We start from the raw sequence: 14,453 nt of genomic DNA, 5'->3' as shown, positions 1-14,453 counted from the left end.
TTACTCCTTTTTTCCGGCAGTGCCTGTCGTTTTATGGGGACTGTGCCGTAAAACATCGGCGCCGGGAAGGAAAGGACGGTTCATTGCACCCGGTCCAAGTGGTGACAGGCGGCAAAGTGGCCGGAGGAAACCTCCCGGAACTCGGGCTCCACGGCGGCGCAGACCTCGTCGGCGTAGGGGCAGCGGGTGCGGAAGCGGCAGCCCGACGGGGGGTCCACCGGACTGGGCACGTCGCCCTCCAGCACGATGCGCTGGGTGCTGCGGGAGGTCTTGGGGTCCGCAATCGGGATCGCGGAGATCAGGCTGCGGGTATATGGATGCACGCTGTGGAAGGTCAGCTCATAGCTGTCCGCCAGCTCCACCAGCTTGCCCAGGTACATGACGCCGATCCTGTTGGATATATGCTTTACCACGCTCAGGTTGTGGGCGATAAACAAATAGGTCAGTCCCAGGCGCTCCTGCAGCTCTTCAAACATATTGACCACCTGAGCCTGAATGGAGACGTCCAGTGCGGAGATGGGCTCGTCGCAGACGATGAACTCGGGGTTTACGGCCAGGGCCCGGGCAATGCCGACCCGCTGGCGCTGGCCGCCTGAAAATTCGTGCGGGTAGCGGTTGGCGTGCTCCGTGTTGAGGCCGACCAGGCTCAAAAGCTCCACGATCCGGTCGCGCCGCTCCTGAGCGCCGGAGGCCAGCTTATGGATGTCGATCGCCTCGCCGACAATGTCGCCCACCGTCATGCGAGGGTCCAGGCTGGCGTAGGGGTCCTGGAACACGATCTGCATTTTCCGCCGGTAGGGCAGCATATTGACATGCGTGATGTCCTGTCCGTCGTAAATGATATTGCCGCCGGTGGGCTCATGGAGACGCAGCAAGGTCCGGCCGGTGGTCGTTTTGCCGCAGCCGGACTCTCCGACAAGGCCCAGCGTTTCGCCCTTATTGATATAAAAAGACACATCGTCCACGGCCTTGACGACTTTCTTTTCGAACAGTTTCCCGCCTCTGACGGGGAAGTACTGCTGCAGATGCCGTACTTCAACAAGTTTTTTATCTTCCATTACGACTGCGCCTTTCCCTGGCTTTCAAATTTCGCCTTGTCCAGAAGCCAGCACGCGCTGTAATGCGCGCCTTCCAGCTGGGTGTACTCCGGCATGCGTTCCAGGCAAATTTTCATGCAGGAGCGGCAGCGCGGCGCGAAGGGGCAGCCGGCCGGCGGGTTGAGCATGTCTACCGGAAGGCCCTCGATCGGCACCAGCCGTTTATGGTCGCGATCGTTTAAATTGGGAACGCTCTGTAAAAGGCCCTTTGTGTATTCATGAGACGGGTTATAAAAAATCTCGTCGGTAGTGCCGCTTTCCACCACCTTGCCGGCGTACATGACGGCGATGCGGTCGCACATGCCGGCCACGACGCCCAGATCGTGCGTGATGAGGATAATGGACATGTTCAGCTGTTTCTTCAGATCCATCATCAGCTCCAGAATCTGCGCCTGAATCGTCACGTCCAGGGCGGTGGTGGGCTCGTCGGCGATCAGCAGCTTCGGCTCGCAGGCCAGGGCGATGGCGATCATCACACGCTGACGCATGCCGCCGGACAGCTCGTGGGGATACTGCTTCAGCCGCTTGTCGGGCTCGTTGATGCCGACCAGGCGCAAAAGCTCCCGGGCGCGGTCGTTGGCCTGCTGCCTGTTTTTATCGGTGTGCAGCAGGATGACCTCGCGGATCTGCCTGCCGATGGTGTAGACCGGGTTGAGGCTTGTCATGGGGTCCTGAAAGATGATGGACACCTCGTTGCCCCGCATTTTCCGCATTTCGCGTTCATTCATGCCGTTGATGTGGTGCCCGTTGAAATAGAGGTCGCCGCCCACAAGCTTGCCGGGGTGCGCCGTCAGGCCCATCAGGCTGTAAGCGGTGACGGATTTGCCCGAGCCGCTCTCGCCCACGATGCCCAGTACCTCGCCCTCGCGGACATACATCGATACGCCGCCCAGGGCCTTGACCTCACCCGCCGGGGTAAAGAAGGACAGCCGCTCGTCCTGGATATCAACCAAATAATCGTTGTTCATTGCGTGTGTCCTCCTTTCTAGTGCTTCAGCTTGGGATCAAACGCATCCCGCAAGCCGTCGCCAAACAGGTTAAAGCTGAGAATGATAAGGCTGATAAGCAGGGCTGGGGCCAGCAGCCGGTAGGGATACGACGTCAGGCCGTTCAGCGCGTCGCTGGCCAGGGAGCCCAGGGAGGGCATGGGGATGGCCACGCCCAGACCCAGAAAGCTCAGAAAGCTCTCGGTGAAAATGGCGGAGGGAATCTGCAGCGTCGTCGTGACGATCAGAATACCGATACAGTTGGTGAGAAGGTGCCGGCCAATGATGCGGCCGCTGCTGGCGCCCAACGCTCTGGCGGCCGTGACGAATTCGTTCTGCTTGAGCGTGAGCACCTGACTGCGGACGATACGGGCCATGCCCACCCAATACAGCAAGGCGAACACCAGGAAGATACTGATGAGGTTGACGCCGACCGTCTGAATCCAATGGAAGCCCGGCTGATTGGCCAGGTTTTTCATAGGCTCGCTGATGGCGAAGGAAATGAGGATGATCATCAGGATATCGGGGACGGTGTAGATGATATCCACGATACGCATCATGATCATGTCCGCCCAGCCGCCGAAGAAGCCGGCCACGGCGCCGTAAATAGAGCCGATGATCAGAATGAGGGCGGAGGCGATCAGGCCCACCAAGAGGGAAATGCGGCTGCCCATCATCACGCGGACGGCGTAATCGCGTCCCAGGTCGTCCGTACCGAGAACGTGAGGGAACACTTTTTCGCCGGCGTCGATGCGGGCCTGCTCCTGCTGGGAATATTTCAGGGGATAGAGATTCTCCGAGCCCTTGACCTGCTGCTCGTATTTATAAGGATAAAGGCTGGGGACGACAAAGGAGAAGAGCATGATGATCACGATAACCGCCAGGCTCACCATCGCGACCTTGTTCTTTGACAGGCGGCGCATGGCGTCCTTCCAGAAGCTGACGCCGGGGCGCATCTGCACAAGGCTTTGCTTTTCCGCATCAGTGGCGGGCAGAAAATCTTCAACCTTCAGCTGAAGGCTCAACGGATTTTTTTTAGTCATTGTTCTGTTCTCCTCACTTCAGCTGGACGCGCGGGTCAATGAACTTGTAGGCAATGTCCACCAGCGCATTTATCACAATAACGAGCGTGGCCAGGAAGATCGTGGTGCCCATGATAACGGTATAGTCACGGTTCAGGATGGAGCTGACGAATTGGCCGCCCAGGCCGGGAATCACAAAAATCTTTTCCACGACGAAGGTGCCGGCCAGCAGATAAGCCAGCATCGGGCCGACATAGGTGATGACGGGAAGGATGGCGTTGCGCAGCGCCTGCCTGAACAGGCGGTTGGCCTGAGAGAGGCCTTTGGCGCGGGCAGTGCGCATATAGTCCTGACCGATGACGTCCAGCATTGAGGAGCGCATGAGCCGCGTAATATAGGCCATTGGGTAAAAGGAGAGCGCGAATACCGGCAGGATGTAGTTGGCCGGCGCCGTCAGGCCCATGGTCGGCAGCCACCCCAGATGGACGCCGAATATGTACATTCCCACAGTGCAAATGACAAAGCTGGGGAACGCGGCGCCGCAGGTGGCGATCACGGTGATCACCTTGTCGCCCCACTTTCCGCGGTTTAAAGCGGCAACGCTGCCCAGGGGGACCCCGATCACCACGGCGACAACCATGGAGATGCCGCCAAGCCTGGCGGAGATGGGGAACCTGCTGCCGATAATATCGGAGACGGTGCGGCCGCGCTGCCTTAAGCTCAGGCCGAAGTCACCTTGGAGTATGCTGAGCATGTAATTCTTATACTGAACAATCAGCGGCTTGTCTAGCCCGAATTTCTCCTTGAGGGCCTCCTGTGCCTGCACGCTGATGGATTTTTCTGTAATGAAAGGACCGCCGGGCACCAGATTCATCAGGAAAAAGGTGATGGTCGCTACCACGAAAACCGTCACTACGGCAAGTATGACCCTTTTGATAATGTATTTTGCCATACATCAACTCTCCCTTACTGTTGCCGGCAAGCCTGTCTGCCTGCATACGGGCAAAACCGGGCGCAGCGGCGGCGCTTTTTCACTCATAGAATGACCGCCTGGAGCGGTGTTCATCCGTATAGATGTGATGGAGGTTTTCGGCAGTACGGTGCATGGAGCCGGAGATATTCGATTTGCTTTGTATTTCGACACAACTTCACTTCCTAAATTTTGCTTAAACTTTAGTGGAGTAAATCATTAATTCGCTTTGCACAAATTACCGACTGATTTTCCCCGATTTTATGGTTATTTATTATATAACCGCAGAAGGAATCTTACAATGTATATTTTTGTATTTCGACATCATTTTTTAGTATATTTGAAAAAAATTATCTAAAACACATGGCAAAAGTTCTGAGAAATGAATATATATGTCTATAATCACAATAAAAGGCTGCAAATCTGGTACAGATTTGCAGCACCTTTGCTGTCGGATATACATTATGGCTTTGGGACGGCAAAAAATCAAGTGCTTTAATGCGCCTTGCTCAAATTCGTCATGTCTCACATATTCGAGGCATGCAGGCGGTCACATTGACAGTGGCGCCTTTGCCGGGAGCCGCACCGCGGCGACGCAAATGCCCTCACCGGGCACCCGGCTATTTTACCAATCAGGACAGGCCATGTCAATTGGTAAAGCATGGAACAGCCCGGATTCCGGGCATGGCTCCCGTGCCTCGGAAGCCTCCAGGACCAAACGATAGCCCTCAGAATAATTTCTTGTACGGTGACATAAAAACATCTTGACAACACGGATGAAAGACGCTATAATTCAGTTCTGCTGAGTCATTCATCCAAAATATAGCGGGATTGTGTAAAGGTAGCACGACAGACTCTGACTCTGTTTGTGAGGGTTCGAATCCTTCTCCCGCTGCCATGAAGAAAGTCTGTAACTGTCTAAAGTTACAGGCTTTTTTGCATCTAATCGAGCAAGGTGCTTGCGCCGGGATGCAGGGCTATTACGCGTCGGTTTGGGGGGATACGTACAGCGGGAAGATGACCTCGAAGCGCATGCCGCCGCTCTCGCGGCGCTGCGCGGTGATCGTGCCGTTGTTTTCCTGTACGGTGGCGCGCACGATGGACAGACCGAGGCCGCTGCCGCCGGAGGCGCGGGAGCGCGCCTTGTCCACGCGGTAGAACCTGTCGAAGATATACGGCAGGTCGGGCTCCGGAACGCCGATGCCGGTGTCGTCGACGGTCAAAAGAATCTCGGATTCCTCGCGCGTCAGCGTGACCGTGACGCTGCCGCCCGGCAGATTATATTTGATGGCGTTTTCCACAAGATTGAAGACGATCTGATAGATGTCGTCCTCGGTGGAGTAGACGAAGCAGCCGCCGTCGAGCTTGGCGTCCAGCTTGAGCCCCCGGCTCTCCGCCAGGGGATTGAGCATCCGCATCGTGCTTGTGATGACGGAGCGGACGTCGACGGTTTCCCTCGCCGTGACGATATTGGCGTCGAGCCTGGTGAGGCTCATGAGCTTTTCCGTCGTCCTTGACAGCCGTTCGGCTTCCGTGCCGATGTCGCTGACGAATTCTTGGACGGTGTCCGTGTCGATGCCCTCGTTTTGCAGGATGCTGTCGCTCAAAAGCCGGATCGACGCCAGGGGTGTCTTGAGCTCGTGGGACGCGTCGGCCACAAAGCGGCGGCGGATCTCCTCCGTCTCCCGCAGCCTGTCCGTGAGGCTGTTGAATTCATCGCCCAAAAGCGCCAGCTCGTCGTTGCCGCGCACCTGAATCCTGTAGTTGTATTCGCCCTCGCGCACCGATTCGATCGCCTTGAGAATGGAGGTGATGCGGTGCATGATGGTCCAGGTGACAAAGCCCACCATAATGACGGAGAGCAGCGCGATGACGAGCGAGATATTCTGGATCGTCGATTGGAGCCGCAGGAGAATCTGGCCCTGCTCCGTGTCGTATTCATGGACGTAAACGACGCCGATGGGAGCGCCGCCGTCCTTGCTGACAGGGGTGAAGGCGCTGCTTGAAAAGGCGCCGTCGGAGAAGCTGGAAGAAAAAACGTCGTTGCCGGCCAGCGACTGATTCACGCTGTCGGAAAAGAAGTTGGGGTCTGTCTTGTCATTGCCGGTTTTATTGTCGTACAGGGCGTTGCCGTCGATACCGACGATGGTGATATGCGTCAGGCCCGTCACGTCCAGCGCGTCCATAACCTGAAATACCCCGTCAATAGACAGGCTGGTAGGGAAGGAGGTGGAAAGGTTCGACGCGATGAAAAAGGCCTGGGTTTCTATAAAGTTTTTTTTGGACTGGAAGATGATGTCGCGGGACTGCGTCAGAAAATAAGTGTTCATGAGTATCAGGACGACCGCGATGATCGAAAAATACATCAGCGCAAACTTCGTCCTGATACTGCTCAAAAACTTCAGTTTTCTGCCGTTATCCTTTGATATAGTAACCGACTCCCCACTTAGTCATGATGCGCTCCGGCTCGGCCGGGTTTTTCTCAAGCTTTTCCCGCAGGCGCCGTACGTGGACGTCCACCGTCCTGATATCGCCCTGGTAATCGTAGCCCCAGATGATGTTCAGGAGATTTTCGCGGCTGAAAACGCGGTCCGGGTTTTTGGCCAGCAGCTCGATGAGGTCGAATTCCTTGGCTGTGAGCTCCACCGGCGCGCCGTCGTTTTTCGCCGTCCGCTTCTCCGTGTCGATGACGATATGGCCGACGGTGATGCAGGCCTCTCCGCCCGTCTGGCTCAAAAGCGACGAGCGGCGCAAAAGGGCACGGATTCTGGCTTTCAGCTCCACGATATTGAACGGCTTCGTCACATAGTCGTCGGCGCCGTACTCGAAGCCGAGAATTTTATCCATGTCCTCGCCCCGCGCGGTCAGCATGATGACGGGCACCGTCGAAAATTCCCGGATGCGCATGCAGGCTTCCAGCCCGTCAAGCTTCGGCATCATCACGTCGAGGATGATGAGATCGAAATTGCCGCTCCGCGCAAGCTCCACGGCCTCTTCGCCGTCATAGGCGACCTCGACCTGATAGCCCTCCGTCTCAAGATTGAATTTAATGCCCTTTACAAGGAGCTTTTCATCATCCACCACAAGTATTTTCATTCTGTCACCTCAATCGACTGTGATTAAATCCACCAGCGCATCGAACTTTTTATCGCCGATGCCGTCTATATCTTTGAATTGGTCAATATTCTGAAAGCCGCCAAACTGCGCCCTGTAGTCGATGATCCTCTGGGCGAGGACCGGGCCGATCCCGGGCAGCGCGCCGAGCTCGGCGGCCGATGCTGTATTGATGTTGAGCTTGTCCGCGCGGGCGGCGCCGGCGGTGGTTGCCGCAGTTGCAGGGGGTCCGGCGTCCGGTGCCGGCGGCGTGCTGACGGAAGGGACGGCGGCCGTGGGCAGCGTATCAAAGGAGACAATATGGGCGCCCGAGCCTCTCCCAACGAAATAGCCCGCTGTGAAACAAAGGCAGAGAATTGTCAGGCCGATGACCGCCAGTTCCGCCTTTTTGAGATTTTTCATCGCCGTCTCTCTTTCTGCCGATAAGGGAAATTGTGAAAAATCACGATGAAAGATTGCCATTGCGGCATATTCTTTGATATACTGACATATGTAGCTCATACCGGGCGAATATTCCGGCGGTTTTTGCAGAAAAAACATCCGAAAAACGCCACGGATATGCGATATAATGAATTCTTAGAATTTATTATATCATACCATACGGGAGAAATGTATGAGGAAATTTAATATTTTCACCGTATTTTTGATACTGCTGACCTCGATGTCGGCGCTTGCGCTTCCTCCGGCGTCGGCCCTTGATGAGCCGGATCTCACGGCGGAAACGGCGCTCCTCGTCGAATCGGGCACCGGGCAGATCTTATACGAGAAGAACAAGGACGCCAAGGTTCCGGCGGGCGGTACCGCCGCGGTCATGACGCTGCTTTTGGCCGTGGAGGCCGTCGAAGACGGCAGCGTGGCGCTGTCGGATACCGTGGAGGCGTCGGAGACGGCGGTGGCCGCCGCCGGTAAAAGCGGCGGTGACTTGAGCCTCGCCGCCGAAGAGACGATGAGCTTTCAGGACCTGATGTACATAGCCGGCCTCGTGTCCGCCGGGGACGCCTGCAATATCATCGCCGAGCACGTCTCCGGTTCCATTGGCGCTTTTACCGAAAAGATGAATGAAAAAGCCGCGGGCCTCGGCTGCACAGGCACGCATTTTACAAGCCCCGGCGGTTCGGACGACCCGGATCAGTATACGACGGCCTGGGACCAGTTCCTGATCTTTCATGAGGCCGCCGAGCATCAGATGTTTATGCGCCTTTCCGGGACGCCGGCTTACACGACCGGCGAGGGCGGGTCCGCGCAGGCACGGACTATTGAAAACGCCGACCTCATGCTGCTCGGCAACAGCCAATATTTTTACGGGACCTGTACGGCGGGGAAGGCGGATGTCTCCAATGGAAGTTATACCCTGATTTCCTGTGCTAAAGACAAAAACATGACACTGATTTCCGTCATCACCGGCGCGGCGGACGGAAAAAGCGGCACGGCGGAGGACCAGGGCTATACCGAGGCCCGGCGCCTTTTGGACTGGGGCTTTTCGGGATATGTCTGGCAGGACCTCGTCGGCAGGGACGATATCGTCGCCACGGAAAAAATCGACCTGGCCAACGGCGCTGACAGCATCGAGCTCAAACCGGCGGCGGCTGTTTCGGCGCTTGTGCCCACCGACCTGCAGGCGGCGGATTGCCGGAAGGACATCGTCATCTACAACCAGGAGGCGGGGGAGACGCTGACGGCGCCCGTCAGAAAAGGCGCGGTTCTGGGCGAAATGACCGTCTATCTGGATAATGCCGTCCGGGGTAAGGTCCAGCTTGTCGCCGCACGCGATGTGCCGCTCGACAAGCCGGCGTACATCAAGGGGCAGATTTCAAAAACCCTGTCCAGCGTCTGGTTCTGGCTCGGCCTCGTCCTCTTTCTGCTCCTGACAGGCGGTTATATCATGATTGTCGTCAAAGACTGGAGAAAACGCCGGGAATTGAAGCGCCGGATGGAAGAAAGGCGGAAGCAGATTATCGCGGCTCGGCAGAAAAAGACCACCGAAGAGACAGAGCGCATCGAAGAAGCGGAGCGCACCGAAGAGCACGAGCAGATAAACGTGTAGGCACAAAAAGCTCCGGACAGATTTCCGGCAGCCGGCGGTAATACCGCCGGCTGCCGGAGTTTTATTGCGTTGACCGGGCGTTACATCACGGCGGCAAACTTGTTCCTGAAGCGGATTTTCCGGTACAGGAGCCTGAAGGGCAGCGCACAGCTTGTCCTGGCCGTCCTGACATAACCGGGGTCGTCAAAGAAGCAATCCCGTATGTACGGAGCGCTTGCGCAGTAATCGAGCAGATTGCCCTCGAAAAACGGCCGGCTCTCGACGCGGTCGCCGATCTCCTCGGGCGTAAAGGCGCTGTCCGGCTTTGCCGCGCCCAGCGTAATACCCATCGTGCGGACCATATGCGCCACAAACTCGGCGCAGGAGTACGCCTTATAGGTATGAAAGCCTTTGAGCAGGGGAAAGGAGAGAACGGAGAACAGGTTGTACAGATATCCATCCCTGTCATGCCTGATTTCCCGGATTCTGTTTTTGCCCAGCAGGTATTGCTCCCTTGTGACCGATATCCTGTAGATGCGGACGTTGACCCGCGAAAAACGGCGCAGAGAAAAGCGTTCCGGGTATTCGCGGATGAGTCCGGCGTTCAGCGGGTTCTTGTACTGCCGCCGTCCGAATGAATATAACTGGCGGAGCTTTTCATCGAACGCGATGGAGGCGTGGTTATATTTGATTTTCCCAAAATATCGGATCACCCGGCCGAAGCCCGTGGGTGTTTCGGAGAGCACGATATAAATAAAGTATTCGGGTTTGTCCCACTGTGATTTTTGTGACATCTGTTCACCTTTCGCCGCAAAGGCCGATGATTTACAGAAAATAACATACCATATCGGCCCCGCCAAGTAAATAGAATTTATCTGGCAGATATCCATAATGGCGACGAAAAAGCGGCAAAGGCACAGGAATTTCCCTGTGCCTTTGCTGAAATCGTTTTTGATTTTCTATTAATACATGCCGCCCATGCCGCCCATGTCGGGGGCGCCTGCGGGCATCGCCGCGGGAGGCTCGGGAATGTCGGAGACAAGAGATTCGGTGGTCAGGACCATCGCGGCCACAGAAGCGGCGTTTTCCAGGGCCGAACGGCAAACCTTTGTCGGATCGACGATGCCGGCCTTGATGAGGTCGGTGTACTCTTCCTTGGCGGCGTCAAAGCCATAAGCGGTGGATTTGCTGCTCCGCACCTTGTCGAGGATGACGGGACCTTCCAGACCGGCATTCACGGCGATCTGCTTGATGGGCGCCTCAAGGGCTCTGGCGATCAGGGCCGCACCCGTCTTCTCGTCGCCGGAAACCGTCTTGAGAAGCACATCCACAGCCTTGGAGGCCACGACGTAGGCAGTGCCGCCGCCGGCCACGATGCCTTCCTCAACGGCGGCGCGGGTGGCGTTCAGTGCGTCCTCAATGCGGAGCTTCTTCTCTTTCATTTCCGTTTCGGTGGCCGCACCGACCTTGATGACGGCGACGCCGCCGGAGAGCTTCGCCAGGCGCTCCTGGAGCTTCTCTTTATCATAATCGGAGGTCGTGATTTCGATCTCGCTGGTGATCTGCTTGATGCGGGCCTTGATATCCTCGGGGTTGCCGGCGCCGTCGACAATGATCGTGTTGTCCTTTGTCATCTTGACCTGGCGGGCTTTGCCGAGCATGCTGATATTGGCTTCCTTCAGCTCCATGCCGAGCTCGGAGGAGATGACCTGGCCGCCGGTGAGCGCGGCGATATCGCGCAGCATTTCCTTCCGTCTGTCGCCGAAGCCGGGGGCTTTGCAGCAGACGCAGACGAAAGTGCCGCGGAGCTTATTCAGGATGATGGTGGCAAGAGCCTCGCCCTCGACATCCTCGGAGATGATAACGAGCTTTTTGCCGGCCTGAACGACCTGCTCAAGAACGGGGAGGATTTCCTGAATATTCGAGATTTTCTTATCCGTGATGAGGATCACCGGATCGTCGATAACAGCTTCCATCTTATCGGAATCGGTGACGAAATACGGGGTAATGTAGCCGCGGTCGAACTGCATGCCTTCAACGACCTCGGAGAACGTCTCGGCGGTCTTTGACTCTTCGACCGTGATGACGCCGTTTCTGGAGACCTTGTCCATGGCTTCGGCAATCAGGGCGCCGATCTTATCGTCGCCGGAGGAGACGGCGCCGACGCGGGCGATATCCTCGGAGCCGGAGACGGGCTGGGAGTTATCCTTGATGGCCTTGACGGCGGCTTCGACAGCCTTTTCAATGCCCTTTTTCATGACCATGGGGTTCGCGCCGGCCGCCACGTTCTTGATGCCCTCGTGGATCATGGCCTGTGCCAGGACGGTAGCCGTGGTGGTGCCGTCGCCGGCCACGTCATTGGTCTTGGAAGCGACTTCTTTAACGAGCTGCGCGCCCATGTTTTCAAACGGATCCTTCAGCTCGATCTCCTTGGCGATGGTCACGCCGTCGTTTGTGATGAGGGGAGCGCCGAATTTCTTGTCGAGAACGACGTTTCTGCCCTTGGGGCCGATGGTCAGCTTGACGGTATCCGCAAGATGGTTGACGCCTTTTTCAAGGGCTCTGCGGGCATCTTCGCCATAAATAATCTGTTTAGCCATTATATATTACCTCCTAAATTATGCCGCAAAGCTTATTCGACAACGGCGAGTATATCGCTCTGCCGGACAATTGTCATTTCTTCGCCGTCTATTTTCACTTCTGTCCCGGAATATTTGCCGGTGATCACGCGGTCGCCCTTTTTGACAACCATTTTGACTTCGTTGCCATCGACAAGTCCGCCGGGGCCGACTTCGATCACTTCGAAGACCTGGGGCTTTTCCTGCGCGGCGCTGGAGAGGATGATGCCGCTCTTGGTGGTTTCTTCGGCGGCGACCTGCTTGACGATGACTCTGTCGGCGAGTGGTTTTAATATCATATTCAATTACCTCCTGTAAATTTAATGTCTTTTTCACGAGTTCTGCGTTAGCACTCTGATATATAGAGTGCTAACGCAGGTATAATTCTAGTCCAAGATTTGCTATTGTGCAACTGCGATTTACGCAATAAGTCCGGGAAGAACGGCCAATAACACGAAAAAATTAAAAATATCGGCCAATTATCTTCTTAAATCTCCAAATTGCTCAGTTTAACGGCAAATGGCACGTCGGAAGAATCAAAAAATTTCATGCCGGGCGGGAAGATGACGTTGACGCCGCCCGGGATCATCCGAAAGGTCACATCTCTGGCGTACAGAAGCTCCCCGTCAATGTTGACGGCGAGTTCTTTTTCGCTTTCGATGAACATATGATTCCCGCGGAAATGGGAAATTATTTCACTCATTTCCCTAAATCGTCCCTTGGCGTATTTTCCCACCACACGCAGAAACTTCAGCCGCGACACCGCGCGCACGATGAGAAACTCGATGACGCCGTCGTCGGGCATCGCGTCGGGCACGGGGTTGAAGCCGCCGCCGTAATACCGGCCGTTGCAGGCGCAGACCAGCGCAAAGCTGCTCTCGAGATGCATATTTTCCGCCGTGATCTTGAGCGGCTGGTTGACACCGCGGACGAGGTTTACCACGAGGGACACCACATACCCCGTGGCGCCGCCGATGACGGGGATGGCGCTGTATTTATGTACGTCGGTGCCGATCCGGGCGTCGATGCCGATGGAGCAGATGTTGATGCCGTACCGGCCGTTGCAGTCGATGAGATCGATGGGGCGCTCGAAGCCCTGGAGCAGCGCCGGCAGGCTGCGGAATTTTTTCGCGTCCTTGCCGAACATCTTGACGAAGTCGTTGCCGGTCCCTATGGGATAGGGGGTGACGGCCACGTGAGAAAACCCCGCCGCGCCGTTGACGCACTCGTTGAGCGTGCCGTCCCCGCCACAGGCGTAAACGCGGAGCGGCGCGCAGTTTTCGGCCTCCAGCCGTATTTTGCCGCAGGCGTCCATCGGCGCACTGGTGACGTAGATCTCAAAGGACTCGGGGTGCTTTGACATGACGGCGCGGATGTATTCGACGACCTCTTTGTGCCTGTTCCTTTTTCCGCCGGCCACGGGGTTGACGATAAAAAGATGCCTCATTGCAGCACCGTCCGTTTTAGTAATACATAAACAGATCGCACTTGATCATGCCGTTATACAGCTTCCGCTTTTTCACGGCCGTTTTGCCGAAGGCGCGTTCGAATTCCGTATGGGAGGAGAGAATGTACAGCTTCCACCCGTCGAGGACTCGGACGGCCGCGCCGAATTTTTTATAGATGCGCTCGGCCTCCTGATGCTCCATGACGCGCTCGCCGTAGGGTGGGTTTGTGACGATGATGCCGCCGGGTGCGGCACGCTTGAACTCCGCGGCCTCCGCGACCTCGAAGCGGATATGCTCCCGGACGCCGGCGCGATGGGCGTTTTCCCCGGCGATTTTGACGCTGTCCGGGTCGATGTCGCCGCCCCAGATGTTGTAGCTGCCGTGGTACTCTCTGTCGCGCGCCTCGTCCTTCGCCTGCGCCCAGACGGCGTTGTCCAGCCATTTGAAGCTCTGGGCGGCAAAGGCGCGGTTGAGGCCCGGGGCGCGGTTTAATGCCGCCAGCGCCGCCTCGATGGGCAGTGTGCCGGAGCCGCAGAAGGGGTCGCAGAGCTCCTCACGGCCGCGGTAGCGCGCCAGGCGCACGATGGCCGCCGCCAGCGTTTCCCGGAGCGGCGCGGCGTTGCCGACAGGGCGGTAGCCGCGCTTGTGCAGTCCGCTGCCGGAGGTGTCGATATAGAGCGCGGCCACGTCCTTCATGATGGCGAACTGGACTTGGTACTTTGCGCCCGTCTCCTTGAGCCACTCGACCTTGTATTTTGCTTTCAGCCGCTCGACAATGGCTTTTTTAATAATACTCTGGCAGTCGGGAATAGAATGCAGTTTTGAGTCGAGGGCGTGGCCCTTGACGGGAAACGCCCCGTCCATTGGGATAAAGTGCTCCCAGGGCATCGCCTTGACACCCTCGAAAAGCATGTCAAAGGTCTCGGCGCGCGTCTCGCCCACGACGAGGAGGATGCGCTCGCCGGTGGCGATATTGATATTGGCCCTGGCGATATCCGGCTTTTCGCCGGTAAACAGCACGCGCCCGTTTTCGGCGCGGACGTCTTTCATATTAAGGCGCTTGAGCTCGTCGGCAACGAGCCCCTCAAGCCCGAAAAGGCTCGGCACGCACATCTGAAATTCCATAGCGGCAACCATTTCTTTCTTGTCTCAGTCTGATGGCAAGCATCATATCA

The 14,453-nt window shown here is 56.8% G+C and carries 13 protein-coding genes and 1 tRNA gene; 2 read left to right on the top strand and 12 right to left on the bottom strand.

Annotation, left to right across the window (positions count from 1 at the left end; all coding sequences use genetic code 11):
• Positions 1 to 80: 80 nt before the first annotated feature.
• From BUB60_RS01835 to BUB60_RS01820, 4 genes are read right to left on the bottom strand one after another with little or no spacing between them, the layout of a single operon-like run.
• Positions 81 to 1,058: an ABC transporter ATP-binding protein gene (locus BUB60_RS01835; protein ID WP_073075922.1), complete on the bottom strand. Its 978-nt coding sequence runs from the start codon at positions 1,056 to 1,058 to the stop codon at positions 81 to 83.
• Positions 1,058 to 2,065 carry an ABC transporter ATP-binding protein gene (locus BUB60_RS01830; RefSeq protein WP_073075921.1) on the bottom strand — a complete coding sequence of 336 codons (1,008 nt, stop codon included), beginning with the start codon at positions 2,063 to 2,065 and terminating at the stop codon, positions 1,058 to 1,060. Before BUB60_RS01830 ends, BUB60_RS01835 begins: the two co-directional genes overlap by 1 nt.
• A 17-nt stretch (positions 2,066 to 2,082) precedes the next feature.
• Positions 2,083 to 3,126: an ABC transporter permease gene (locus tag BUB60_RS01825; RefSeq protein WP_073075920.1), complete on the bottom strand. Its 1,044-nt coding sequence runs from the start codon at positions 3,124 to 3,126 to the stop codon at positions 2,083 to 2,085.
• A 13-nt stretch (positions 3,127 to 3,139) separates the two neighbouring features.
• Positions 3,140 to 4,057, bottom strand: a complete 918-nt coding sequence (locus tag BUB60_RS01820) for an ABC transporter permease (RefSeq protein WP_073075919.1) — start codon at positions 4,055 to 4,057, stop codon at positions 3,140 to 3,142.
• An 842-nt stretch (positions 4,058 to 4,899) separates the two neighbouring features.
• Between BUB60_RS01820 and BUB60_RS01815 the strand changes: the two genes are divergently transcribed.
• A tRNA-Gln gene (locus BUB60_RS01815) sits at positions 4,900 to 4,973 on the top strand.
• Between the two features lie 82 nt (positions 4,974 to 5,055).
• On the opposite strand, the gene BUB60_RS01810 is transcribed toward BUB60_RS01815, so the two are convergent.
• The 3 genes from BUB60_RS01810 to BUB60_RS01800 are packed head-to-tail and all read right to left on the bottom strand — an operon-like array spanning position 5,056 to position 7,591.
• Positions 5,056 to 6,471 carry a sensor histidine kinase gene (locus BUB60_RS01810; protein ID WP_242941123.1) on the bottom strand — a complete coding sequence of 472 codons (1,416 nt, stop codon included), beginning with the start codon at positions 6,469 to 6,471 and terminating at the stop codon, positions 5,056 to 5,058.
• 19 nt (positions 6,472 to 6,490) lie between these two features.
• Positions 6,491 to 7,171, bottom strand: a complete 681-nt coding sequence (locus BUB60_RS01805; RefSeq protein ID WP_073075917.1) for a response regulator transcription factor — start codon at positions 7,169 to 7,171, stop codon at positions 6,491 to 6,493.
• A gap of 9 nt (positions 7,172 to 7,180) precedes the next feature.
• The gene (locus tag BUB60_RS01800) at positions 7,181 to 7,591 is read right to left on the bottom strand and encodes a ComEA family DNA-binding protein (RefSeq protein ID WP_159435325.1); all 411 of its coding nucleotides are present in this window, start codon (positions 7,589 to 7,591) and stop codon (positions 7,181 to 7,183) included.
• 211 nt (positions 7,592 to 7,802) lie between these two features.
• Here BUB60_RS01800 and BUB60_RS01795 point away from each other — a divergent pair, with 211 nt between their 5' ends.
• Positions 7,803 to 9,233: a D-alanyl-D-alanine carboxypeptidase family protein gene (locus BUB60_RS01795; protein WP_073075915.1), complete on the top strand. Its 1,431-nt coding sequence runs from the start codon at positions 7,803 to 7,805 to the stop codon at positions 9,231 to 9,233.
• 80 nt (positions 9,234 to 9,313) lie between these two features.
• Here the strand turns inward: BUB60_RS01795 and BUB60_RS01790 are convergent, their stop codons facing one another.
• From BUB60_RS01790 to BUB60_RS01770, 5 genes are all read right to left on the bottom strand, one after another.
• Positions 9,314 to 10,006 carry a hypothetical protein gene (locus BUB60_RS01790; RefSeq protein ID WP_073075914.1) on the bottom strand — a complete coding sequence of 231 codons (693 nt, stop codon included), beginning with the start codon at positions 10,004 to 10,006 and terminating at the stop codon, positions 9,314 to 9,316.
• Between the two features lie 168 nt (positions 10,007 to 10,174).
• Positions 10,175 to 11,812, bottom strand: coding sequence for a chaperonin GroEL (gene groL / locus BUB60_RS01785; RefSeq protein WP_073075913.1), 1,638 nt, complete (start codon positions 11,810 to 11,812; stop codon positions 10,175 to 10,177).
• Between the two features lie 32 nt (positions 11,813 to 11,844).
• The gene (locus BUB60_RS01780; protein ID WP_073075912.1) at positions 11,845 to 12,129 is read right to left on the bottom strand and encodes a co-chaperone GroES; all 285 of its coding nucleotides are present in this window, start codon (positions 12,127 to 12,129) and stop codon (positions 11,845 to 11,847) included.
• Between the two features lie 188 nt (positions 12,130 to 12,317).
• Entirely contained in the window at positions 12,318 to 13,277 is a 960-nt protein-coding gene (locus tag BUB60_RS01775; protein WP_073075911.1) for a diacylglycerol/lipid kinase family protein, read from the bottom strand.
• Positions 13,278 to 13,293: 16 nt separating this feature from the next.
• Entirely contained in the window at positions 13,294 to 14,403 is a 1,110-nt protein-coding gene (locus BUB60_RS01770; protein WP_073076253.1) for a THUMP domain-containing class I SAM-dependent RNA methyltransferase, read from the bottom strand.
• Positions 14,404 to 14,453 lie beyond the last annotated feature (50 nt).

The sequence above is a fragment of the Sporobacter termitidis DSM 10068 genome, assembly GCF_900130065.1.
GTDB lineage: Bacteria > Bacillota > Clostridia > Oscillospirales > Oscillospiraceae > Sporobacter > Sporobacter termitidis.
Note: the sequence above shows the minus strand (reverse complement) of the source record. Positions and strands in the feature narration are given on the sequence as shown.

Coding starts and splice junctions, on each gene's coding strand:
- BUB60_RS01835 (WP_073075922.1), bottom strand. CDS start 1,058: ATGGAAGATAAAAAACTTGTTGAAGTACGGCATCTGCAGCAGTACTTC.
- BUB60_RS01830 (WP_073075921.1), bottom strand. CDS start 2,065: ATGAACAACGATTATTTGGTTGATATCCAGGACGAGCGGCTGTCCTTC.
- BUB60_RS01825 (WP_073075920.1), bottom strand. CDS start 3,126: ATGACTAAAAAAAATCCGTTGAGCCTTCAGCTGAAGGTTGAAGATTTT.
- BUB60_RS01820 (WP_073075919.1), bottom strand. CDS start 4,057: ATGGCAAAATACATTATCAAAAGGGTCATACTTGCCGTAGTGACGGTT.
- BUB60_RS01805 (WP_073075917.1), bottom strand. CDS start 7,171: ATGAAAATACTTGTGGTGGATGATGAAAAGCTCCTTGTAAAGGGCATT.
- BUB60_RS01800 (WP_159435325.1), bottom strand. CDS start 7,591: ATGAAAAATCTCAAAAAGGCGGAACTGGCGGTCATCGGCCTGACAATT.
- BUB60_RS01795 (WP_073075915.1), top strand. CDS start 7,803: ATGAGGAAATTTAATATTTTCACCGTATTTTTGATACTGCTGACCTCG.
- BUB60_RS01790 (WP_073075914.1), bottom strand. CDS start 10,006: ATGTCACAAAAATCACAGTGGGACAAACCCGAATACTTTATTTATATC.
- groL (WP_073075913.1), bottom strand. CDS start 11,812: ATGGCTAAACAGATTATTTATGGCGAAGATGCCCGCAGAGCCCTTGAA.
- BUB60_RS01780 (WP_073075912.1), bottom strand. CDS start 12,129: ATGATATTAAAACCACTCGCCGACAGAGTCATCGTCAAGCAGGTCGCC.
- BUB60_RS01775 (WP_073075911.1), bottom strand. CDS start 13,277: ATGAGGCATCTTTTTATCGTCAACCCCGTGGCCGGCGGAAAAAGGAAC.
- BUB60_RS01770 (WP_073076253.1), bottom strand. CDS start 14,403: ATGGAATTTCAGATGTGCGTGCCGAGCCTTTTCGGGCTTGAGGGGCTC.